Annotated in this window: 19 protein-coding genes; 4 read left to right on the plus strand and 15 right to left on the minus strand. The window is 67.3% G+C overall.

What is annotated here, in order from left to right:
* Positions 1 to 2: 2 nt before the first annotated feature.
* From astD to hpnI, 13 genes are all read right to left on the minus strand, one after another.
* On the minus strand, positions 3 to 1,466 hold the full coding sequence (gene astD / locus DIE02_RS20040) for a succinylglutamate-semialdehyde dehydrogenase (protein ID WP_124487400.1): 1,464 nt from the start codon (positions 1,464 to 1,466) through the stop codon (positions 3 to 5).
* Positions 1,467 to 1,473: 7 nt separating this feature from the next.
* On the minus strand, positions 1,474 to 2,505 hold the full coding sequence (gene astA, locus DIE02_RS20045) for an arginine N-succinyltransferase (protein WP_124487401.1): 1,032 nt from the start codon (positions 2,503 to 2,505) through the stop codon (positions 1,474 to 1,476).
* Positions 2,502 to 3,554 (minus strand): arginine/ornithine succinyltransferase subunit alpha, encoded by a 1,053-nt coding sequence (aruF, locus tag DIE02_RS20050; protein WP_044849126.1) that lies wholly within the window; start codon positions 3,552 to 3,554, stop codon positions 2,502 to 2,504. The genes astA and aruF overlap by 4 nt, the downstream gene beginning before the upstream one ends.
* A 30-nt stretch (positions 3,555 to 3,584) precedes the next feature.
* Positions 3,585 to 4,817, minus strand: coding sequence for an aspartate aminotransferase family protein (locus tag DIE02_RS20055; RefSeq protein ID WP_044849125.1), 1,233 nt, complete (start codon positions 4,815 to 4,817; stop codon positions 3,585 to 3,587).
* 946 nt (positions 4,818 to 5,763) lie between these two features.
* Positions 5,764 to 6,807, minus strand: coding sequence for a GlxA family transcriptional regulator (locus tag DIE02_RS20070; RefSeq protein WP_124487403.1), 1,044 nt, complete (start codon positions 6,805 to 6,807; stop codon positions 5,764 to 5,766).
* Between the two features lie 19 nt (positions 6,808 to 6,826).
* Positions 6,827 to 7,627, minus strand: coding sequence for an ABC transporter ATP-binding protein (locus DIE02_RS20075; RefSeq protein ID WP_124487404.1), 801 nt, complete (start codon positions 7,625 to 7,627; stop codon positions 6,827 to 6,829).
* A gap of 20 nt (positions 7,628 to 7,647) precedes the next feature.
* Positions 7,648 to 8,361: an ABC transporter permease gene (locus DIE02_RS20080; protein ID WP_044849122.1), complete on the minus strand. Its 714-nt coding sequence runs from the start codon at positions 8,359 to 8,361 to the stop codon at positions 7,648 to 7,650.
* A complete protein-coding gene (locus DIE02_RS20085) occupies positions 8,358 to 9,047 on the minus strand; it encodes an ABC transporter permease (protein WP_044849121.1) in 690 nt (229 codons plus the stop codon). The genes DIE02_RS20080 and DIE02_RS20085 overlap by 4 nt, the downstream gene beginning before the upstream one ends.
* 265 nt (positions 9,048 to 9,312) lie before the next feature.
* Positions 9,313 to 9,870: a lipoprotein gene (locus DIE02_RS20090; protein WP_044849120.1), complete on the minus strand. Its 558-nt coding sequence runs from the start codon at positions 9,868 to 9,870 to the stop codon at positions 9,313 to 9,315.
* 88 nt (positions 9,871 to 9,958) lie between these two features.
* The gene (locus DIE02_RS20095) at positions 9,959 to 10,999 is read right to left on the minus strand and encodes a lysylphosphatidylglycerol synthase domain-containing protein (protein ID WP_044849119.1); all 1,041 of its coding nucleotides are present in this window, start codon (positions 10,997 to 10,999) and stop codon (positions 9,959 to 9,961) included.
* On the minus strand, positions 10,996 to 11,880 hold the full coding sequence (gene hpnK, locus DIE02_RS20100; RefSeq protein ID WP_124487405.1) for a hopanoid biosynthesis-associated protein HpnK: 885 nt from the start codon (positions 11,878 to 11,880) through the stop codon (positions 10,996 to 10,998). Before hpnK ends, DIE02_RS20095 begins: the two co-directional genes overlap by 4 nt.
* 3 nt (positions 11,881 to 11,883) lie before the next feature.
* Positions 11,884 to 13,326 (minus strand): hopanoid biosynthesis associated radical SAM protein HpnJ, encoded by a 1,443-nt coding sequence (gene hpnJ / locus DIE02_RS20105; protein ID WP_308234889.1) that lies wholly within the window; start codon positions 13,324 to 13,326, stop codon positions 11,884 to 11,886.
* A gap of 167 nt (positions 13,327 to 13,493) precedes the next feature.
* A complete protein-coding gene (gene hpnI / locus DIE02_RS20110) occupies positions 13,494 to 14,669 on the minus strand; it encodes a bacteriohopanetetrol glucosamine biosynthesis glycosyltransferase HpnI (protein WP_044849116.1) in 1,176 nt (391 codons plus the stop codon).
* 640 nt (positions 14,670 to 15,309) lie between these two features.
* Between hpnI and DIE02_RS20115 the strand changes: the two genes are divergently transcribed.
* Positions 15,310 to 16,308: an LLM class flavin-dependent oxidoreductase gene (locus tag DIE02_RS20115; RefSeq protein ID WP_124487406.1), complete on the plus strand. Its 999-nt coding sequence runs from the start codon at positions 15,310 to 15,312 to the stop codon at positions 16,306 to 16,308.
* Between the two features lie 42 nt (positions 16,309 to 16,350).
* Here DIE02_RS20115 and DIE02_RS20120 read toward each other — a convergent pair whose 3' ends face one another.
* Positions 16,351 to 17,412: an alpha/beta fold hydrolase gene (locus tag DIE02_RS20120; protein WP_124487407.1), complete on the minus strand. Its 1,062-nt coding sequence runs from the start codon at positions 17,410 to 17,412 to the stop codon at positions 16,351 to 16,353.
* A 174-nt stretch (positions 17,413 to 17,586) separates the two neighbouring features.
* On the opposite strand from DIE02_RS20120, the gene pdxY reads away from it, so the two are divergent.
* The 3 genes from pdxY (at position 17,587) to DIE02_RS20140 (ending at position 22,536) form a co-directional block, all read left to right on the plus strand.
* Positions 17,587 to 18,447, plus strand: a complete 861-nt coding sequence (gene pdxY, locus DIE02_RS20125; RefSeq protein ID WP_124487408.1) for a pyridoxal kinase PdxY — start codon at positions 17,587 to 17,589, stop codon at positions 18,445 to 18,447.
* 437 nt (positions 18,448 to 18,884) lie between these two features.
* The gene (locus DIE02_RS20130; RefSeq protein WP_124487409.1) at positions 18,885 to 21,029 is read left to right on the plus strand and encodes a phosphocholine-specific phospholipase C; all 2,145 of its coding nucleotides are present in this window, start codon (positions 18,885 to 18,887) and stop codon (positions 21,027 to 21,029) included.
* Positions 21,030 to 21,387: 358 nt separating this feature from the next.
* Positions 21,388 to 22,536, plus strand: a complete 1,149-nt coding sequence (locus DIE02_RS20140; protein WP_044844737.1) for a branched-chain amino acid ABC transporter substrate-binding protein — start codon at positions 21,388 to 21,390, stop codon at positions 22,534 to 22,536.
* A gap of 218 nt (positions 22,537 to 22,754) precedes the next feature.
* On the opposite strand, the gene DIE02_RS20145 is transcribed toward DIE02_RS20140, so the two are convergent.
* Positions 22,755 to 23,516, minus strand: a complete 762-nt coding sequence (locus DIE02_RS20145; RefSeq protein ID WP_124487410.1) for a FadR/GntR family transcriptional regulator — start codon at positions 23,514 to 23,516, stop codon at positions 22,755 to 22,757.
* Between the last annotated feature and the right edge of the window lie 148 nt (positions 23,517 to 23,664).

The raw sequence follows: 23,664 nt of genomic DNA on the forward strand, positions 1-23,664 counted from the left end.
GATCAGAAATGCAGGCCCGGCGACAGGCTCGCGGGCAAGGTCAGTTGGGTGCTTTCCACCGACGCCATCGGATATGCGCAATAGTCGGCCGCGTAGTACGCGCTCGGCCGATGGTTGCCCGAGCGGCCCGTGCCGCCGAACGGCGCGGCGGACGATGCGCCGTTGGTCGGGCGGTTCCAGTTGACGATCCCGGCACGGATCGTGCGGCGGAAGTGATCCCATGCGTCGGCGTCGTCGGCGAGCAGGCCGGCCGACAGGCCGAACGCCGTGTCGTTCGCGCGCTCGATCGCTTCGTCGAACGTCGCGTAGCGGACGATCTGCGCGAGCGGGCCGAAGTGCTCTTCGTCGGGCAGGTTCGCCACGCCGGTCACGTCGATGATCGACGCGTTCACGAAGCCCAGGCGCGGATCGCGCTGCGTCATCGCGATGATCGGCTGCGCGCCCTGCTCGATCAGGCGCGACTGCGCGTCGACGAGCTTGGCGGCCGCGCGTGCCGAGATCACCGCGCCCATGAACGGCTGCGGATCGGCGTCGAACACGTCGGCCGTGATCTTCGACGTGACGTCGGCGAAGCGTGCGAGGAAGCGGTCGCCGAACGCGCCCTGCGGCACGAAGATGCGGCGTGCGCACGTGCAGCGCTGGCCGGCAGACAGGAACGCCGACTGGATCGTGTGATGCACGGCCGCGTCGACGTCCTCGACTTCGCCGATCACGAGCGGGTTGTTGCCGCCCATCTCGAGCGCGAGCACGATTTCCGGACGGCCGCCGAACTGCTTGTGCAGCAGCGTGCCGGTATCCGAGCTGCCGGTGAAGAACAGCCCGTCGATCTGCCGGTGATTCGCGAGCGCGATGCCCGTGTCCTTCTCGCCCTGCACGAGGTTCAGCACGCCGGCCGGCAACCCGGCTTCCTGCCACACCTCGACCGTCGCGCGCGCGACGCCCGGGGCGAGCTCCGACGGCTTGAACACGACCGTGTTGCCCGCGATCAGCGCCGGCACGATATGACCGTTCGGCAAGTGGCCGGGAAAGTTGTACGGGCCGAACACCGCGACGACGCCGTGCGGGCGATGGCGCAGCACCGCGACGCCGTCGGCCATGTCCTGGCGCTTCTCGCCGGTGCGTTCCTGGTAGGCCTGGATCGAGATACCGACCTTCGCGGCCATCGCCGCGACTTCGGTGCGGGCTTCCCACAGCGGCTTGCCGGTCTCGCGGCCGATCGCGGTCGCGATCGCTTCCTTGCGTTCGGTGAGCAGCGCGGCGAAGCGCTTGACGATTTCGCAGCGCGCTTCGAAGTCGAGCGCCGACCAGCCGGCGAACGCGCGGCGCGCGCTCGCGACCGCGCGGTCGACGTCGGCCACCGACGCGCTTTCGCCCTGCCATGCGATCGCGTCCGTGCCCGGGTTGCGCGAAGCGAAGACGGGGCCCGAGCCTGCGACCCAGGCGCCGTCGATGAAGAGTTCCGTCATGATTCGTTTATCCCTGTTTGACTTTGAGCGGCAGCACGCGGACCGGATCGCCGGCCTTCACGTCGAGCGCGGCGGCATCGTCGGCCGACAGCACGAACGACCCGTTCGCGACCACGCCCGGCGCGACGCCGACGCGGAAATCGCCGAGCGACGTGTTCGATACGAGCGACTTCGGCATATCTTCCCGCACGTCGGGCACGCCGATCGCGACCGGCACGACGACGCTCTCGCGCACCGTGCGCAGGTCGTTGACGTGGCATTCGAGCACCGGGCCCGCGTCGAAGATGTCGACGTGGTTCTGGTAGCGCAGCCCTTCGGCCTCGAGCATCTTGCGGGCCGGCAGCGTGTCGCGGTGCGTGAGGCCGACCGCGTCCTGCGCGTCCTGCGGCAGCAGGTCGACGTACACCGGATAGCGCGGCATCAGTTCCGCGAGGAACGACTTGCGGCCGTGCGAGCTGAGGTAGTCGGCCGCGTTGAAATCGATCTGGTAGAAGTGCGAACCGACCGCGCGCCAGAACGGCGACGTGCCGTCCTCGTCGAAGTGGCCGCGCAGCTCCGCGCAGATGCGTTCCGGGAAGCGTTCGCGGAACTGCGCGATGAACATGAAGCGCGAGCGCGACAGCAGGCCGCCGACCCCGCCCGTGCGGTAACGCGGGCTCAGGAACAGCGAGCACACTTCCGCGTAGCCCGTCAGGTCGTGCGAGATGTTCAGCGCGGACATCCGCGTCCACACGCCGAGCTCCTGGCTCGCGTGCACGACCGTGCTCACCCGATAGTTGTAGAACGGCTGTTCGAGGCCGACCTGCGTCTCGATCCCGCACACGCCCGCGATGTCGCCCGTCTTCGATTCTTCCATCACGAAGAAGTAGCCGGCCTCGCCCGGCGCGGCCTCGCCGTCGAGCGTGCGGCGCGTGCGTTCGATGCGCGCGGCGAGCGCGTCGCGATCGGGCTTGAACGTGGTCAGGCCCGGCCCGGTTTCCTTAGCGAGCGACACGAGCGCGTCGACGTCGCCCGTTTGTACGACCCGAACGACGATCATGCTGCGTCTCCCTTCATGTCTTCATCGTCGCGGCGGTGCAGCGGCACGCAGCGCACGACATCACCATCCTTCACATCGAGCGCCGCGCGCACGTCGCCGGCGAGCGGCGCGTCGGCCGTATCGCCCGGCAGGTCGGCCAGCACGCAGCGGAACGATTCGCCGCTGCCGGTCGACACCATGTACGCGACGTCGCCCTGCTGATGCGCGGCTTCGCGCACCGTGCGCTCCGCGCCGTGCTTCACGCATGCGGTGCGGTCGACCTGCGCGGTGAGCACGGGGCCCGCGTCGAAGATGTCGACGAAGCGGTCCGGCTCGAAGCCTTCCTCGAGATGGATGTCGTACGCGAGCAGCGCCGTTTCGTTCGGCTCGCCGAGCACGCGCTGCGCGGCTTCCGGCAGCAGCGGCACGTAAAGCGGATACGCCGGCATCACTTCCGCGATGAACGTGCGGCTGCGGCCGCCCGACGCGATGTCGACGTCGGTGAAGTTGCGGCCGAAGAACTTGCGGCCCACCGCTTCCCAGAACGGCGATGCGCCCGTGCTGTCGCTCACGCCGAGCAGCAGCGTGAACACTTCCGGCGTGAAGCGGCGGCGGTTCGCGGCGATGTACATCATCCGCGCACGCGAGATCAGGTGCGCGGCCGCGTCGCCGCGCAGCGACGGATCGACGTAGAAGCCCGCCAGCCGGCTCTTGCCGGTCAGCTCGTGCGACATCGTGAGCGCGTGGATCTTGCGGTTCACGTGCAGCTCGCGCGACGCGTGGATCAGTGCATCGTTGCGGAATGCGTAGAACGGTTCCGAGTAGCCGGCCGCGGCCACGATGCTCGCCGTGCCGAGCAGCTTGCCCGTCGACGAATCCTCGAGCACGAAGAGGTAGAACTCCTCGCCGGCGAAGTCGACGTCCGCGCGAAACGAATCCTCGGAGAGCGCCACGCGCGCTTCGAGCGCCGCGCGATCGTGCGGCAGCGAGTGCAGGACCGGCTGCGCAGTGCGCGCCATGTGCGCGAGCGCATCGAGATCCGTGAGTTTGCCGGGGCGAACAAATAGCATCGTCGTTCCTGTCTGCGATGGGCGCGCCGATCAGCGCGCGGTGGCTTCCTGGGCCGCGAGCACCTGCTCGACTGCCTTCTCGAAGCGCTTCACGCCTTCGTCGAGCAGGTCGAACGGGATCACGAGCGACGGCACGAAGCGCAGCACGTTCGGGCCCGCGATCAGCATGATCAGGCCGTTCTCGGCGGCGGCGGTGACGAAGTCCTTCGCGCGGCCGTCGAATGCGGCGGTGAGTTCCGCGCCGACCAGCAGGCCCTTGCCGCGGATGTCCTTGAAGATGCCGAAGCGTGCGTTGATGCGTTCCAGCGCGCCCTTCAGGCGCACGCTGCGTTCGCGCACGCCTTCGAGCAGCGCCGGGTCGCCGATCAGCTCGACGACCTTGTCCGCGATCGCCGACGCGAGCGGGTTGCCGCCGTACGTCGTGCCGTGCACGCCGACCTTGAAGTGGGCGGCCAGTTCGTTCGTCGTCAGCATCGCGCCGATCGGGAAACCGTTGCCGAGTGCCTTCGCGGTCGTGAGGATGTCCGGCGTGACGCCCGTGTCCATGTATGCGTAGAACTGGCCCGTGCGGCCAACGCCCGTCTGCACTTCGTCGAAGATCAGCACTGCGTCGTTGGCGTCGCACGCTTCGCGCAGTGCCTTCAGGAAGGCCGGATCGGCCGGGATCACGCCGCCTTCGCCCTGCACCGGCTCGACGATCACCGCGCAGGTTTGCGGGCCGATCGCGGCCTTGGCCGCTTCGATGTCGTTGAACGGCAGGTGCTTGATGCCTTCCGGCACCGGGCCGAAGCCTTCCGAGTATTTCGGCTGGCCGCCGACGCTGACCGTGAAGAACGTACGGCCGTGGAACGACTGGACGAACGACACGATTTCGTACTTGTCGGCGCCGTGGCGGTCGAATGCGACGCGGCGCGCGAGTTTCAGCGCGGCTTCGTTCGCTTCCGCGCCCGAGTTCGCGAAGAATGCGCGGTCGGCGAAGGTCAGCGCTTCGAGGCGCTTCGCGAGGCGCAGCACCGGCTCGTTCGTGTAGCCGTTGCCGATGTGCCAGAGCTTGCGGCCTTGTTCGTCCAGGACCTTCAGCAGTTCCGGGTGGCCGTGGCCGAGCGACGTGACGGCGATGCCGCAGGCGAAATCCACGTATTCGCGGCCGGCCGTGTCCCACACGCGCGAGCCCTCTGCACGGTCCGGCACGAACGGCGCGGGGGAGAATACCGGCACCATCACTTCGTCGAATGTCTGGCGGGTCACGGTCGAGGTCGTCATGGTCGTTCCTTTCGGTTTCGTAAGAGGGTTCAACAGGATCAAGTTTAGGTAAGGGTGACGCAAGCGTCTTGCGGAATTGCGACGGGTTCTATCGGAAGCGGATGGTTCGACTTATTTTGCCCTCCCGGCGGGGGGCTGGTTTGGTCGTGTGCTTTATTGGGGCCGTTTGGGTGGTGCGCTCGCCGTTGACGTGAAGCACCTGTGATCGTGTCGGTCTATTAGCGTCGCCCCTGCGCGGGGCGGCGGTTACTTTTCTTTGTCTTGCCAAAGAAAAGTAACCAAAAGAAAGGCGCCCGGATAACGCATGACTTCCCGGTGCCATGGCCACCGGAGTGGCCCTCGCCTAAGTGTCCGCGCCAGTCCGGAACCCGGAGTGGTTCGAGCAATGGTTCTGACACCACTCACCACCACGCGGAGTGGTATACCGCCCGCTAGCTCCGCCCTCGCTTCGCTCGGCCGACAGGTCCACACGTCCCGCTTCGCAAAGCTGTCGGTCGATTGATTTGCACAATTGCGGCAAGCGACGCATGAATTCAATAAATTGAAATCGTCGTTGTGGTACAGCGGCCCCTCACTGATTTGGGGAACTGATCAGTGGGTGTCCATATGTGGCGCGGTCGCATGAATGCGGCCGAAGAACCTTGCAGCCGAGCATAGCGAGGATGGAGCTAGCGGGCGGTATACCGCTCCGTTGCGTAGGGAGTGGTGTCAGAACCATTGCTCGAACCACTCCGGGTTCCCGACTGGCGCGGACACTTAGGCGAGGGCCACTTGGTGGACTACGGCACCGGGAAGTCATGCGTTATCCGGGCGCCTTTCTTTTGGTTACTTTTCTTTGGCAAGACAAAGAAAAGTAACCGCCGCCCCGCGCAGGGGCGACGCTAATAGACCGACACGATCGCAGGTGATTCACGTCAAACGCAAGCGCACCATCAAAAAAACAGAATCAATCCTTAGCCCCCCGCTCAACAAGCGCGCCCCCGCGAGGCTCCCCCCCACCGCCGGTCTGCTTCTCGAGCCAGGCTCTCCGATCCTCCCGAGGCGTGACCCCAAACCTTTCGCGGTACGCATTGGAAAAGTGCGCAGCAGAAGAAAACCCACAGGCGAGGCTCACCTGAACGACCGACTTGCTGGTCCGCTGCAACTGCGTGCGAGCCTTGAGCAACCGGAGATTGAGGTAATACTTGGAGGGCATCGCCCCGAGATACTGCCGGAAGAGCCGCTCCAGCTGCCGCCGCGACACGCCGACGAGCCCGGCGATCTCATCGGTCGTCAAAGGATCCTCGACATTGGCTTCCATCAAAAGCAACGCATCGTTCAGCCGAGGATGCCGCTCACCGGGCGCGGTCACAAAAGGAATCCGCTGCCGCTCCTCGCCGCTGCGCAGCGTGCCGGCCCCGAGCGCGTCGGCAATGCGCTCACCCAGGTCCGCCCCGTGTTCCCGGCCGATCATGGCCAGCATGAAATCGACGGTCGCCTGCCCGCCCGCACAGGTCGCCCGATCGCGATCGATCTCGAAGATCTGCTGCGTGACGATCGAGCGCTCGAACTGTTCGGCGAACTGCTGATACGTCTCCCAGTTCACGCTCACGCGATATCCGGAAAGCTGCCCGGCCATCGCGAGCCACCACACGCCGTGGTGAATCCCCGTGACGACCGGCGTGCGCTGCCCCACCCGCGCGAGACTCGCAAGAAACAACCGATAGTCGGCAAACTGCTGAAACCGCTCCGACACGACGATCAGCCAGTCGCACGCGATCGCATCGTTGAACGCCGCATCGGCATGCCACTGCGCGCCGCCGGCGAGCGGCACCGGCCGCCCGTCCCACGAACACACCTGCCAGCGATACAGCAAGCGCCCGTCGATCTCGTTCGCGAGATGCAACGCATCGACGATCGGACCCACACCCGACATCGACACGGGCGGCAATGCAACGATCGCCACCTGCGTCGTGCGGGTGGCGCCTGCGGGACGAGACACCGGTACCACGTATGAAACGCCCTTCGCGTTACTTGAGGCTACCCGACAGGAACTGCTTCAGACGCTCGCTCTGCGGACGCACCAGCACCTCCTTCGGATCACCCTCTTCCTCGGTCCGCCCCTGATGCAGGAACATCACGTGATTCGACACGTTGCGCGCGAAACCCATCTCGTGCGTGACGACGATCATCGTGCGGCCTTCCTCGGCCAGCTTCTGCATCACCTTCAGCACCTCCCCGACGAGCTCCGGATCGAGCGCCGACGTCGGCTCGTCGAACAGCATCACGTCCGGATGCATCGCCAGCGCCCGCGCGATCGCGACACGCTGCTGCTGGCCACCCGACAAATGCGACGGATACTGCTTCTCGACGCGCGGCGGCAAACCGACCTTCTCCAGGTACTCGCGCGCACGCTCCTCGGCTTCCTTCTTCGCAATGCCGAGCACGTGCACCGGCGCTTCCATCACGTTCTCGAGCACGTTCATGTGCGCCCAGAGGTTGAAGTGCTGGAACACCATCGCGAGCTTGGTGCGGATGCGCTGCAGCTGCTTGTGATCGGCCACCTCGAGCGCACCGGCGCGGTCGGTCCTGGTGCGCACGGCCTCGCCGTCGACGACGATCTGCCCCGCATTCGGCCGCTCGAGAAAATTGATGCAGCGCAGGAACGTGCTCTTGCCGGAACCGCTGGCGCCGATGATGCTGATGACGTCGCCGGCCTTCGCGTTCAGCGACACGCCCTTGAGCACCTCGTTGTCGCCATAGCGCTTGTGAATGTCGACCGCGGCAAGCTTGGTGGAAGCGGACGCGCTCGTTTGAGTGATCTCGGCCATCTGGCTCTCCTCGAATGAAATCAATGACGGCCGGCCGCGAGATACGCGAGCCAGTGGCGCTCCGCCCGGCGAAATGCCGCGACGAGTGCGAACGATACCGCAAGATAGATCAGTGCGGCGATCCCGAACGACTGGAACGCCATGTACGTCGCGGAATTGGCGTCACGCGCGACCTTCAGGATGTCGGGCACGGTCGCCGTGAACGCAACGGTGGTCGCGTGCAGCATCAGGATCACCTCGTTGCTGTACAGCGGCAGCGCACGGCGCAGCGCCGACGGCAGGATCACCCGGCGGTACATCGTGAACGGCGACATCCCGTACGCACGCGCCGCCTCGACCTCGCCGTGCGGAATCGCACGAATCGCACCCGCGAAGATCTCGGTGGTGTACGCGCAGGTGTTCAGCGCGAACGCGAGGATCGCGCAGTTGAAGCCGCTGCGGAAGAACGCGTCGAGCAGCGAGTGCGAGCGCACGAACTCGAGGCTGTACATGCCCGTGTACAGCAACAGCAGCTGCACGTAGAGCGGCGTGCCGCGGAACACGTACGTGTAGAACCGCACCGGCATCGACAGCCACTTCTTCTTCGACACGCGTGCGACCGCGAGCGGCACCGCGCACACGAAGCCGAGCGAAATCGACGCGACGAGCAGCCACAGCGTCACCGCAAGGCCGGAGAGGCGCTGGCCGTCCCAGTAAAGGAACGCCTGGCCGAATTCCTGGAGGATCTCGATCATAGTTCTGCGTGGCGCACGCCCGTGGAATAACGTTTCTCGAGCTGGATCAGCACGAGGTTGGAAACGGTCGTGATCGCGAGGTAGATCAGCGCCGCAACGAGGATGAAGAAGAACATGTTGAACGTGCTCTTGCCGGCGTCCTGCGCCGCCTTCACGACGTCCGCGAGACCGATGATCGACACCAGCGCGGTCGCCTTCACGAGCACCTGCCAGTTGTTGCCGATGCCAGGCAGCGCGAAGCGCATCATCTGCGGAAACATGATCCGCACGAACACGCGCAGCCCGCTCATCCCGTACGCCGAGCCGGCCTCGAGCTGGCCGCGCGGCACCGACAGGAACGCACCGCGGAACGTCTCGGTGAAGTACGCGCCGTAGATGAAGCCGAGCGTCAGCACGCCGGCGACGAACGGGTCGATGTCGATCTGGTCCCAGCCGACGAGGTCGGTGAACTGGTTCAGCCAGATCTGGATGCTGTAGAACAACAGCAGCATCAGGACGAGATCGGGCACCGAGCGGATCAGCGTCGTATAACCGGTCGCGACCGCTCGCAGCACCCGGTTGTGCGACAGCTTCGCCACCGCGCCGATCAGCCCCAGCGCCACCGCAGCGGCGAGCGACAGCACCGACAGCTCGATGGTCTGCACGGTGCCGGCCCAGAGGACAGGACCAAAGCCGTAAAGGAACACGCGCGTCTCCAGTGTTGATGTGAACACCGGCGCGCTCACTGTCCGGCGCCGGGCTGACGCGGATAGTCGCAAGCGAAATTGTTTGCCTCAAATCACCGTGCGCGCGATTGCTGCGTCGCAGCAATTCACCCTACCATTTGCAGGCACGGCCTACCGCGCTGTTTCAAAAGGAAAAAAGCCGCTTCCTGACAGTCGGATGACACGCAGGGAAGCGGACTTTTTGCAATTTTCCGGTCGCTTTTTCGATATAGCGCCGGACGCGGGTTCAGCGCCCTTTCAGGATGTCGGAGCGCGAAGTCGTATAGACAAGCCCGTCCGGGCCGAAATGGACGTTGAAGAACGCGTCGGTGTTGACGCCGTCCTCGAGCCAGCGCCAGCTCCATACGGTCTCGGGCTTCAGCGGATACTGCGCGACGTCGCCCGGCTTGCCGAGCAGGCGGCGCACCTCGTCCTCGGTCATCCCCGGGCGCACCTTCGCGAAGTTCTCGGCGGTCAGCACCTGCGTCGCGCCCGTGTAATACCCGCCCGGGTCGAGGTCAACGAACCAGGTCTGGTTGCCCATCGGGCCACGCGGGTATTCGAGGCGCTTCGAGCCGTCGGTGAACGCGCGCTCGGTCTCGGGCTTGCCCATCGTGGCGCGCACGTCGGCTTCGGTCGAGACGCCGGCCTTCAGCCCCTTGAGCAGCAGCGGCGCCGGCTTGATCGCGTTGAAGAAGTCCCTGATACGTTGCACGTCGAGATTGCCTTGCTTGTCGTCGCAGCCGGTCAGCGCCAGCGCGGCAGCCAGCATCGTGACGGGAAGCAGCCGGAAACGGAAGATCATCGGAAGAAATGCGCGTCGAGAAAACACGCGGCAAGGATACTCGCGCAACGCCAAAAGCGCGAGACGGACCGCGCGGCCCGTCTCGTGATCAATGCGTCGTTTCGGTTTGCACCTGGGCCTCGCGGCCCGCTTGCGGGGCGCGCGGCCCGGCCGGCACCGCCTTGATCCGGCGGCGCGTGCGCACCAGCTCGGCCAGTTGCCACGACCCGAGCGCGAGACAGCCGAACAGCACCTCGCGGCCGCGCTTGACCAGCGCGAGCGACAGCGCCGTCTCGCGATCGACGCCGAACATCTGCGCGAGCAGCACGACGGTCGCCTCCTGCACGCCGAGACCGCCCGGCACCATGAACGCCGCATGCCGCACGGCCTGCGTCATCGCCTCGATCGCGATCGCGCCGCCGATCGAGACCGGATGACCGAGCAGCGCGAGCGCCCAGTAGATTTCGAGCGCGCCGAGCACGTAGCCGGACAGCTGCCAGAAGAACGCACTGAACAGCAGCGGCGTGCGCGACATCAGCGCGTCGATGTCGCCGTCGAGGCGGCGGCCGTCGACGCCCTGCAGCAACCGGTGCGAATCGCCGAGCAGACGCCCCGCGAACCGCTCGATCGCATGGAAGATCCCGCCGCGCCGCATCAGCACGACGCCGAGCACCGGCAGCGGCAGGGTCAGCAGCAGCGCGAGGCCGATCGTGCCGCCGCCCATGTCGTGCGTCGTCGCGAGCAGCAGCACGAGGCCGAGCGCCGCGAACGCATACTGGACGACGATCGTCACCAGCACCTCGACGATCACCGACGCGGTCACGCGGCTCGCGTCGGGCACCTGCCAGCGCGCCATCCGGATCCCGACCAGCTCGCCGCCGATCCCGACGACCGGCAGCAGCCGGTTCACCGCTTCACGCACGGTCGCGACCCACCACAGGAACGACAGCGACGCGCGCCGGTCGAGCAGCTGGTGCCACGCATACGCGTCGAGCAGCAGCGGCAGCGCATGGAACGGCACGAGCCACAGCAGCGCGAAGCCGGCGCGCTCGAGCATCCGCGTCACGTCGCCGATGCCTTCGTGCAGCCCGAGCGCGAGCAGGATCCCGATGCCGATCGGCCAGCCGAGCCATTTGATCCACTTGGTCATGACGGCTGCGCCCCCGCTTCGCGCGACGCGTGCGTGCCGCGCCGCGCCGCCGGCTGGCCGAACACGTCGGCAAAACCGCCGGTCGCGACGCCCGCGGCCTTCAGCGCGGCCGCGACGCGCGGCGACAGCAGCGCATCCAGTTCGTCGACCGGCCGGTAAGCGGCCATCGTCGGCGTGATCGGGCCGTCCCCGGCTTCCGCCGGATGACAGTAGATCTCGCCGACCCCGGGCGGCAGCGCCGCGAGCGCGTCGAGCAGCACGCGCTCGTCCATCGCGCCCGTATGCTCGATGCCGACCACGTAGTCGTTGTGCGCGAGCCCCGCACGGTCGAGCCGCGCGCGCACCAGCGCGATCCACGGCTTGAGCAGCGCGGGCGCGCGCGTTTCGTACGGCAGCCGCACCGCACGCAGCCCGTAGTCGCGGCCGATCTCGATGATCATCGACAGCACGGTCGGATGCAGGTGGAAATGCTTGTGCGCGTTCACGTGGTCGAGCGGCAGGCCGCTCGCCGCGAACGCGTCGAACTGCGCGCGGATCTCGCGGCGCAGCTGCGCACGCACGTGCGGCAGGAAGAAGAAGCGGCAGCCGTCCTTCGCCATCGCATCGCCGAAGCGCCCGTCGCGGCCGACGAGCGCGGGAATGTCATGCGCGGGCAGCGTGGCCGGCCCGTCCGCGAGGACGAGATGCAGGCCGACCGCGAGCGACGGCAGGCGCCGCGCGCGTTCGATCGCGTCCTGCGCCGCGGGCGCACCGACCATCAGGCTCGCGGCGTTCAGCACGCCGTCGCGATGCGCGCGCTCGACCGCCGCGTTGACGCGCGGATGCAGCCCGAAGTCGTCCGCGGTGAAGATCAGCGCCCGCGCCGCCCGCTGCGTCGCCACGAATCAGGCCTCGTGCGCGCGCAGGAAGCGGAAGAACTCGACGCCTTCGCGCAAGCGACGCTTCATCATGTCCCAGCTCGTCAGCATCTCGCGGACGATCTCCCAGATCTTCGACGGGCGGAAGTAGAACTGGCGATAGAACTGCTCGAGATGGTGATAGATCTCGTCGCGCGACAGGTGCGGATAGCCGATCGCCGCGAGCTGCACGCCTTCCTTGCTGACCAGGTTGATGGTCTTGTTCTCTTCCATCCAGCCGTTCTCGACGGCCTGCTTGTAAAGCGTCGTGCCCGGATACGGCGCGGCGAGCGACACCTGGATCGTGTGCGGATTGATTTCCTTCGCGTACTCGATCGTCTTCTTGATGGTGTCCTGCGTCTCGCCCGGCAGGCCGAGGATGAAGGTGCCGTGGATCTTGATCCCGAGCTTCTTGCAGTCCGCGCTGAAGCGGCGCGCGAAATCGGTGCGCACGCCCTTCTTGATGTTCACGAGGATCTGGTCGTCGCCGGATTCGAAGCCGACCAGCAGCAGGCGCAGGCCGTTTTCCTTCATGATCTTCAGCGACTTGTACGGCACGTTCGCCTTCGCGTTGCACGACCACGTCATGCCGAGCTTGCCCAGGCCGATGGCGATCGCTTCGGCGCGCGGCAGGTCGTCGGTGAAGGTGTCGTCGTCGAACATCAGCTCCTTCACTTCCGGCATGTTGTCGCGGATCCACTTCGCTTCCGCGAGCACGTTCTCGACCGAGCGCGTGCGGTAGCGGTGGCCGCTGACCGTCTGCGGCCACAGGCAGAACGTGCAGCGCGACTTGCAGCCGCGGCCCGTGTAGATCGACACGTACGGGTAGTTCAGGTAGCCGATGAAGTAGTTGTCGATCTTCAGGTCGCGCTTGTAGACGGGCGCGACGAACGGCAGTTCGTCCATGTTCTCGAGGATCGGACGCGCTTCGTTGTGCTCGATCGAGCCGTCCTTCGCGCGCCAGCTCAAGCCCTTGATCTCGGGGAACGGCTTGCCTTCGGCGATTTCCTTGCAGGTGTAGTCGAATTCCTCGCGGCACACGAAGTCGATCGCGTCGCTCGCCGTGAGCGAGTTGTGCGGATCGACCATCACCTTCGCGCCCACCATGCCGACCAGCATCGACGGCTTCATCTTCTTCAGATCCTGCGCGAACATCGCGTCGGTCGGGAACGACGGCGTGCTCGTGTGGATGATCACGAGATCGTAGTCGTTGGCGATCTTCAGCGTTTCCTCGACCGACAGGCCGTCGGCCGGCGCGTCGACGACGCGGCTGCCCGGCACGAGCGCGGCCGGCTGCGCGAGCCACGTCGGGTACCAGAAGGAACGGATTTCGCGCTTCGCCTGATAGCGCGAGCCGGCTCCGCCGTCGAAGCCGTCATACGAAGGGGCCTGCAAGAACAGCGTTTTCATGAATGCTCCAGTAGCCTGCATAGTTCGATTCGTTTCAACGATTCAGTCAATCAACCGCGGGCCGCCCTGCCGGCGCCCGCCTCTCTGTCATGTCGCGTCGCGCGACGTGGCCGCGCAACGCGTCTCGGCCTTCGGGCCGGATTCGATCGGGACCGGGCGCATCGCCGGTTCCCTTCGGGGAACGTACGTCAGCGGCCGTCCCCGCCCTCCACGATCACCGTCGCGCGTTCGCCGCCGACGACCGTCATCCGCGCGCCGCGCCACACGACGTGCGTGCCGAACACGGCCGCGAGCCATTCGAGCGCGAGCAGCGTGTCGCGCACCGCGACGAGCGGCAGGTCGCGCCAGAACGCGCGCCAGCCGTCCTCGCCGCGCGCGTGCAGCACCAGCCGCCCGAACGCGCCCACCACGGCCGCGCCACCCGCCAGCGTGCCGGCGACGGTGCCGTCGAGACGCAGCGCGAGCGCCGCGCCGATCGCGAGCCACGGCGCGGTAAACGTGATGAACAGGAACGCGAAGCCGGCCGGGTTCAGCGAACGGATCGTGCGCAGCCAGCGCGTCTCGCGGTGCCAGAGCGGCCCGAACGACGGCTCGATCACGTCGGTCGCGACCTCGACCTCGGACAGCACGGTGCGCCGCCCGAGGCGGCGCGGCAGCTCGGCCAGCCAGAAGTCGTCGGCCAGCTCGTCCTTCAACGCGAGAAAACCGCCGATCCGCTCGAGCGTGTCGCGCGTGAGCGCCAGCGTCGCGCCGAAGCCGAAGCGGCTCGAGCGGCCGAGGTGCGTGATCCGGACCGACGGCGCGAACCACGCATCGACGAACTGCGCGCCGATCCGCGTCCAGAACCCGCCGACGCTGCGCGCATGATACAGGCACGTGACGACCCCGACCGACGCGTCGGCGAGCGGCGCCGTCACGCGCTCCAGATAGTCCGGCTTCACCGCGATGTCGCTGTCCGCGATCACGATGCGGCCGTACTTCGCGCGTTCGGCGAGATTGATCAGGTTGCTGACCTTCAGGTTCTTGCCGTGCACGCGCGCGTCGATCACGAGCGTGATGTCGCATTCCGGATAATCGGCGCGCAGCCGCTCGACCACGGCGACCGCCGGATCGGAGGCCGACGCGACCCCGAACAGCACTTCATGGCGCGGGTGGCGCTGTTCGCAGAACGTCGCGAGGTTCTCGTACAGGTGCGGCTCGGCGCCGCACAGCGGCTTGAGCACGCTGACGGGCTCGAAACCGTCGCGTGCGGCGGTGCGCGGCGTGCGCGGACGCGGCGCGAACGCCGCGACGAACGCATAGCCGGCCGCAGCCAGCGTGAACACGGTCAGGAGCCAGTCGAGCAGCGTGACGGTCGGCGTCATGCGCGACGCCCTCCGGCGACGCGGGCGCCCTGCCGACCGATCGAACCGGGTTGAACGTGATTGGGTATTCCGACAGCAACGAACGCGGGCACGACCCGACTCCTTGTTCCAGCAGCGTCTGTGTAATGGGGAGGCACGGCCCATTTCCCCGAAAGCGGCCATGCCCGGCATCGCGTGGCACATCCTCGCGCGATGCCCGGACGGGATGCGGGAAGATTCTAATGGCTACCGTCGGCACAACATGGACAGGCGCCGGATTTTAGCAGCCCGCGCCACCCCGCGCTTGGCACCACGCGAAACGGACTACTGCGATTTCGGCAAAGCTGTGCGGCCGGGGAACCATTCCGGTGCCACCTCGTTCACGTTAGCGTAAGCACTTTGCAGGCGGATTGCAGTCTTGAAAATCAAACGTTTCGTGGAAATTTGTATGTCGATGCGAAGACATGCCCAATCGCCGTAAAGATCGGTAATTATTCGGTGATTAGATTGATTTTTGCAACAGTTGCCCGCGCCACCTTGCGCCCCTGAAAGGCGCATGGGTATCCGCGCGTCGCCAGCGCGTTCCGGAACCCTTTGGCAAAATCATCGCCAACTGTTGCGCATCCGCATCACCGCGCCCCTCCCTTCCGAAGGCCACCCGATGATTCCGTTTTCCGTACTCGATCTCGCCCCCATTCCCGCCGGCGCAGACGCCGCGCAGGCGTTCCGCAACACCGTCGATCTCGCGCAGCACGCGGAGCGCCTCGGCTACCGGCGCTACTGGCTCGCCGAACATCACAACATGCCCGGCATCGCGAGCGCGGCGACGGCCGTCGTGATCGGCCACGTGGCGGGAGCGACGAAGACGATCCGCGTCGGCTCGGGCGGGATCATGCTGCCGAACCATGCGCCGCTCGTGATCGCCGAGCAGTTCGGCACGCTCGCGTCGCTGTATCCGGGGCGCATCGACCTCGGGCTCGGTCGCGCGCCCGGCACCGACCAGACCACGTCGCGTGCGCTGCGCCGCGACCTGATCGGCAGCGCCGACTCGTTTCCGGACGACGTCGCCGAGCTGCAGCGCTACTTCGCGGAACCGGTGCCCGGCCAGCGCGTGCGCGCGGTGCCCGGCGCGGGGCTGGACGTGCCTGTGTGGCTGCTCGGTTCGAGCCTCTTCAGCGCGCAACTCGCCGCGATGCTCGGGCTGCCGTTCGCGTTCGCGTCGCACTTCGCGCCGGACTACCTGATGCGCGCGCTCGAAGTCTATCGCGCGCAGTACCGGCCGTCGGCCGCGTGGCCGAAGCCGCATGCGATGGTCGGCGTCAACGTGTTCGCGGCCGATACCGACGACGAGGCGCGGCGCCTCTTCACGTCGCTGCAGCAGCAGTTCATCAACCTGCGTCGCGGCACGCCCGGCAAGCTGCCGCCGCCCGTCGACGCGCTCGAGGCGAGCGAGTTCGAACTCGCGAACGTCGCGCATGCGCTGTCGTTCGCGGCCGTCGGCTCGCGCGACACGGTGCGCGACAAGCTGCGCGACCGGATCGCGCAAACCGGCGCTAACGAGGTGATCATCACCGCGCAGATCTACGATCACGCCGCGCGCGTGCGCTCGTTCGAGCTGGCCGCGCAGATCCGCGACGAACTCGCGAACGAAACCCGCTGACCTGGCGCACGTGCCCCCCAGGCGGGTGCGCCCGCCTGCGCGTCACTGCGGGTGCACCGCCCCCATCCCGTCGAGCAGCGCCTTGTGGAACGCGTCCGGATCCTGGATCTGCGGCGCGTGCCCGAGCGCCGGGAATTCGACGAGCTGCGCGCCGGGAATCGCCGCCTGCGTGCGTTTCGCGAGTTCCGGGTAACGGCCGAGCTTCGCGTGCACGTCCGGCGGCGCCACGTCCTTGCCGATCGCGGTCGTGTCCTTGTCGCCGATCAGCAGCAGCGTCGGCACGCGTATCGCGCCGAGTTCGTAGACCACCGGCTGCGTGAGGATCATGTCGTAGATCAGCGCCGAGTTCCACGCGACCGCGTCGCGGCCCGGGCCGCGATACATGCCGGCGAGCATCTGCACCCAGCGCTCGTATGACGGCGCCCACTTGCCCGCGTAGTAGGTCGCCTGCTCGTAACGGCGGATGCCGTCCGCCGTCGTCTTCTGCTCGCGTGCGTACCAGTAGTCGACCGACAGCGGCGGCACGCCGAGCGCCTTCCAGTCCTCGAGGCCGATCGGGTTCACCAGCACGAGCTGCTCGGTCGCCTTCGGGTACATCAGCGCGTAACGCATCGCGAGCATCCCGCCCGTCGAATGGCCGACGATCGTCGCCGATTTCACGCCGACCGACTCGAGCAGCGCATGCGTGTTGCGCGCGAGCTGCTGGAAGCTGTACTGGTAGCGCTCGGGCTTCGACGACTTGCAGAAGCCGATCTGGTCCGGCGCGATCACGCGATAGCCGGCGCGGCTCAGCACGCCGATCGTGTCTTCCCAGGTCGCCGCGCAAAAGTTCTTCCCGTGCAGCAGCACGACGGTGCGGCCGTTCGGGTGCGCCGGCTGCACGTCCATGTACATCATCTCGAGGGTGTCGCGCTGCGACACGAACGCGTAGCGATGCACCGGCTCCGGATAGGCGAAGCCTTCCAGGCGAGGGCCGTACGCGGGCCCGTCGTTGCCGGCCGGTGCCGGGACGGCGACCGCGACCGACGTCGCGCATGCGGCGGCGACGCCCGCGCCGAGCACGGCCGCGCGCGCGAGGGAGAACATCTTGCAATTCGAAGGCATGGCGCTCACGGTAATGGGAAATGCACGCGGTCAGCCGGGCGGCTTCACGCCCCGCGATTCTACGCGGTCGGGCTGACGACGGCGCGCAACACTCGTCGGCCGAGCGACTTCCGCGCACGCGACGAACTCGGGTATCGTGTGACGAGACCCTGAAACGCCTGCAGGCGAACGCTCATGAAAAACGTCCTCAGCATTCAGTCGCACGTCATCTACGGACACGCCGGCAACAGCGCGGCCGTGTTCCCGATGCAGCGCCTCGGCGTCAACGTCTGGCCGCTCAACACCGTCCAGCTGTCGAATCACATGCAGTACGGCCACTGGGCCGGTAGCGCGATCGACGCCGCGAAGATGGAGCAGCTGGTCGACGGCGTCGCCGCGATCGGCGCGCTCAAGCGCTGCGACGCGGTACTGTCCGGCTTCCTCGGCTCGCCGGCGCAGGCGCGCGCGACGGTCGAGATCGTGCGCTCGGTGAAGGCGATGAACCCGAACGCGTGGTACTTCTGCGATCCGGCGATGGGCCAGACGGGCGGCATCCGCCCCGAACCCGGCGTCGAGGAATTCATCGTCGCGGAGATGCCGGCGCTCGCGGACGGCATGTCGCCGAACCACACCGAGCTGCAGAAGCTCGCCGGGCGGCGCATCGAGACCGTCGCCGAAGCCGTCGACGCGTGCCGCGCGCTGATCCGCCGCGGGCCGAAAATCATCCTTGTCAAGCACCTGCACGACCGCAGCAGCCCGGCCGACCGCTTCAACATGCTCGCCGTCACCGAGACCGAAGCGTGGATCGGCCAGCGCCCGCTGTATGCGTTTCCGCGCCATCCGGTCGGTGTCGGCGACCTCACCAGCGCCATTTTCGTCGCGCGCCGGTTGCGCGGCGACTCGGTGCGCGCCGCGTTCGAGCACACGCTCGCGGCGGTGCACGCGGTCGTGAAGGCAACCTACGACGCACGCCGCTACGAGCTCGAACTCGTCGCCGCGCAGGACGAAATCGCGCGCCCGAGCGAATGGTTCGGCGCGTGGGTGACGGACGCCTGACGCCGCTGCATCCGCATCGCCGGCGCGCGTCAAGCGCCATCTGCTGCCTGCTGTCCTGCTGTCCTGCTGTCCTGCTGTCCTGCTGTCCTGCTGTCCTGCTGTCCTGCTGTCCTGCTGTCCGCTGTCCCGCTGTCCCGCTGTCCCGCTTTCCCGCTTTCCCGCTTTCCCGCTTTCCCGCTGTCCGCTGTCCGCTGTCCGCTTTCCCGCTATCCGCGTCCCCGCTGCCCGCTGCCCGCTGCCCGTTGCACCGCGACCGTCGGCCGTTGTCCGTTCAACGCCGCGCCTGCAAACGTTTCCGGACTTCACATGAATGACACCGATTTCTCGCTATGCTCGCGGCGGCACGACCCGGCGCAGCCGCATCCTGCGCCACGGGGCGCGTCCATTTTCCGCATGTCCCGCCAACCGGCTCCCCCCTTTAACGCACGATAACGACCATGACCCGATCGAACCGTCGTGACTTCCTGCGCGTCGCCGCCGGCACCGCCGGCGCAGCCGCGCTGAACCTGTTCCCGCCCGTGATCCGCGATGCGCTCGCCATCCCCGCGAACCGCCGTACCGGCACGATCCGCGATATCGAACACATCGTGATCCTGATGCAGGAGAACCGTTCGTTCGACCATTACTTCGGCACGATGCGTGGTGTCCGCGGATTCGGCGACCCGCGCCCGCTGCGCCTCGCGAGCGGCAAGTCGGTGTTCCATCAGCCGGTCGGCCCGGCCGAGCTGCTGCCGTTCCACCCGGGCGCCGACAAGCTCGGCCTGCAGTTCCTGCAGGACTTGCCGCACGGCTGGCAGGACATGCACGCCGCATGGAACAAGGGCCGCTACGACCAGTGGGTGCCGAACAAGGGCACCACGACGATGGCGTACCTGAAGCGCGACGACATCCCGTTCCACTACCAGCTCGCCGACGCGTTCACGATCTGCGACGCGTACCACTGCGCGATCCCGAGCTCGACCGACCCGAACCGCTACTACATGTGGACCGGCTACGTCGGCAATGACGGCACGGGCGGCGGCCCGGTGCTCGGCAACGAGGAAAAGGGCTACGGCTGGACGACCTATCCGGAAGTGCTCGAGCAGGCCGGCGTGTCGTGGAAGATCTACCAGGACGTCGGCACGGGGCTCGACGCGAACGGCTCGTGGGGCTGGACGCAGAACCCGTACATCGGCAACTACGGCGACAACGCGCTGCTCTACTTCAACCAGTACCGCAGCGCGCTGCCCGGCACGCCGCTGTACGACAAGGCGCGCACCGGCACCAACATCAGCGCCGGCGGCACGCTGTTCGACGTGCTGCAGCAGGATGTGAAGAACGGCACGCTGCCGCAGGTGTCGTGGATCTGCGCGCCGGAAGCGTACTCGGAGCACCCGAACTGGCCGGCGAACTACGGCGCGTGGTACATCGAGCAGGTGCTGAAGGTGCTCGTATCGAATCCGGACGTGTGGAGCAAGACCGCGCTCTTCATCACCTACGACGAGAACGACGGCTTCTTCGACCACGTGCCGCCGCCGTTCGCACCGCAGTCGCGCGAGAACGGGCTGTCGACGGTCGCGACGACCAACGAGGCATTCGCCGGCGACGCGTCGCACATGGCCGGCCCGTACGGGCTCGGGCCGCGCGTGCCGATGCTGGTGGTGTCGCCGTGGACCAAGGGCGGCTGGGTCTGCTCGCAGACCTTCGATCACACGTCGCTGCTGCAATTCATCGAAGCACGCTTCGGCGCGCAGTACGCGGTCACCGCGGCGAACGTGTCGCCGTGGCGCCGCACGGTGTGCGGCAACCTGACGTCCGCGTTCGACTTCGCGACGCCCGACGCAAGCTGGCCGCAGCTCCCGGACACGAGCGGCTACGCGCCGCCCGACCGCAACCGTCACCCCGACTACATCCCGGTGCCGCCGGTCGTCCAGCATCTGCCGAAGCAGGAGGCCGGCCTGCGTCCGGCGCGCGCGCTGCCGTACGAACTGTTCGTGCACGGCCGGATCGACAATGCGAGCGGCCAGTTCCGGCTGACCTTCGCGAACACCGGCACCGCGGGCGCGGCGTTCCAGGTCCAGGCGCGCAATCGTGTCGACGGCCCGTGGACCTACACGGTCGACGCCGGCAAGCGGGTTTCCGACCTGTGGAGCCCGGCGCCGTCGCTCGGCCTGTACGACCTCGACGTGTACGGCCCGAACGGCTTCTACTGCCACTTCCGCAGCCCCGCGGCGATGGCGGTCGGCCCCGCGAGCATCAACCCCGAGGTGATCTACGGCTACGACGTCGCGAACGGCAACATCACGCTGCGCCTGATGAACCGCGGCCACCAGGCCGTGCGGCTCAAGGTGACGAGCGCCTACGGCCACGGCCATGCGCGCGAGTTCGACCTCAAGCCGGGTACGCACGTCGACGACTACTGGGATCTGCGCGGCAGCCACGGCTGGTACGACCTGACCGTCAGCGACGGCCGCCCGCTCGGCTTCCTGCGCCGTTTCGCGGGCCACGTGGAGACCGGCCGCCCGAGCACGAGCGACCCGGCGATCCGCACGAACGCGTCGCATGACGACGCCGAAGCCGCGTCGGACGCCCTGTCCGACTGACGACGGCGAACGCGGCGCGGCCCCCTCTGGGGGTTGCGCCGCCCGCCCGCACCCGCCTCCCGTCCATTCGTGACGGGAAACTCCCGATACCAGCCGCCCGCGCTCGCGCGGAAGCTGTGCGCAAATCCGCATCGAATGCGCGGCAAATTGCCAAGACCCGCGCATATCGGCGACCTATATATCGAGACGATCGGGGCTCCTCGCAGAGCCTGACGGGAGGTCCTTTCCGGGAAGCATCAGCAAGCCGACCTCCACGTCCGATTCCGAGAAGCGGTCGAACCGCCCGCCCGTCGCACGCGCCCGGCCCGCCGGCTGCGTGCGGTACCCACCCGCTGGTGTTAGAACAAGAGGAACGAACATGACATTCCGTCATTCCCTGTTGTCGGTATCGGTCGTATCCGCGGTAGCCCTTCTCTCGCAACACGCCGCCCAGGCCGCCGACGCGTCCGACGTGAAGGTCGGCTTTGCCGCGCCGCTCACCGGCGTGAACGCCGGCTACGGCAAGGATCTCCAGAACGGCGTGCAGCTCGCGCTCGACGACGCCGCCGCGCAGAAGGTGCAGATCGCCGGCAAGCCCGTGCATTTCGACCTGGTCGTGCAGGACGACCAGGCCGACCCGCGCATCGGCGTGCAGGCCGCGCAGGCGCTCGTCGACCAGAACGTGTCGGTGGTGGTCGGCCACTTCAACTCGGGCACGACGATTCCGGCGTCGGTGGTCTACGACAAGGCCGGCATTCCGGTGATCGACCCGGCCGCGACCAACCCGACGCTCACGTCGCGCGGGCTCGCGAACATGTTCATGGTGATCGCGACCGACGGCCAGAACGCCGGCAACGCGGGCAAGTACGCGGTCGACGTGACCAAGGCGAAGCGCATCGCGATCATCGACGACCGCACCGCGTTCGGCCAGGGTGAGGCCGACGAGTTCGAGAAGGCCGTGAAGGCGGCCGGCGGCAACATCATCGGCCGCGAGTTCACCAGCAACCAGGCGGTCGACTTCCGCGCGCAGATCACGAGCCTGAAGGGCAAGAACCCCGACCTGATCTTCTTCGGCGGTCTCGACTCGCTCGCCGCGAACTTCATCAAGCAGATGCGCCAGCTCGGGCTGAACGCGCAGTTCGTCGGCGGCGGCGGTGTGAAGGACAACGAGTTCATCAAGATCGCCGGCCCGGCCGCGGAAGGCGCGATGGCGTGGGAATACGGGCGGCCGCTCGACGAGCTGCCGCAGGGCAAGGATTTCGAGCAGCGCTTCAAGAAGCGCTTCGGCGTCGACGTGCTGTCGTACGCGCAGTTCGGCTACGACGCGGCGTGGGCGGCGATCAAGGCGATGCAGGCGGCCAACTCGACCGACCCGAAGGTCTATCGCCCGGCGCTGAAGAAGGTCGACTTCGAAGGCGTCACCGGCCGCATCTCGTTCGCGAACGACGGCTCGCTGAAGAGCGGGATGTCGACGCTGTACCAGGTGAAGAGCGGCGCGTGGAAGACCATCGTGACGAAGGGGGGCTGATCGGGCAGGATCGGCGGTCCGGGTAGGGGGCCGCCCCGGGGCGCGGGCGACGGCGGGAACGCCGCCCCGGCGCCCCTCCCACGATGCAGGTGAACGGACGATCCGCAGCCGGCGCTAAAACGATCGGCGCAATCGCATCGATCTCATACGATGACTGATGTTGCGGCGATATTCGTCAAGGCCTGCGGCGCCGCGCAGGCCATGTCGGCGGCCACGCGTCAGCTGGCCTGCGTGTCGCGTTCCGCCTCGGCCGCCTCGTGCGCACGGCGCAGCCGCTCGCGGCTGTTGGTCAGGTGCGTGCGCATCGCGGCGCGCGCGGCTTCCGGGTCGTGACGCGCGATCGCCTCGTAAATGTCTTCATGCTCGTGATTGAGCCGGCCGACATAGCGCTCGAGGTCGTCGCCGGCGAAGCGCGCCGAATTCACGCGCGTGCGCGGAATGATCGACGCGCCGAGCTGCGTCATGATGTCGACGAAATAGCGGTTGCCGGTGGACTGCGCGATCTGCAGGTGGAACTGGAAATCGAGTGGTGCCGTGTCACGGCCGCCGCCCGCCCCCGACGCGATCGCGTCGAGCGCGCGCCGCAACGCGGCGAGGTCGGTATCGTTCGCGCGCTGCGCGGCGAGGCTCGCGCATTCACTTTCGAGGCTGATGCGCAACTCGAGCACCGCGAGCACGTCGCGCAGCGTCGTGATGGTCGCGGGATCGATGCCGAGCGTCTGCCGGCGCGCCGGCTCGAGCACGAAGCTGCCGATGCCGTGGCGCGTCTCGACGAGGCCGCTCGCCTGCATCCGCGAGATCGCTTCGCGCACGACCGTGCGGCTGACGCCCTGCGCCGCCATGACTTCGGTTTCGGTCGGCAGCTTGTCGCCGGGACGCAGCGTGCCGTTTTCGATCTGCGCGGTCAGCGCGTCGACGACATCTTGTGCGAGGCTGCGTGCGCGACGGCGCGGCGCTGCGGGAAGCGTGGGCACGGACATGAGGCCGGTTCCTTTTTGAATGATCGTAATGTGAGCCGAGGGTTTACGCGGGGTTTGAGCGAACGCCGATGATTCATTATACTGCGTCACAAGTCATCCGACGACTGATGATCGCGACACGGATCTCCTGTCGACCGAGGCTGGCGCT

Origin of the sequence: Burkholderia sp. Bp8991, assembly GCF_003853795.1 — a bacterium.
GTDB lineage: Bacteria > Pseudomonadota > Gammaproteobacteria > Burkholderiales > Burkholderiaceae > Burkholderia.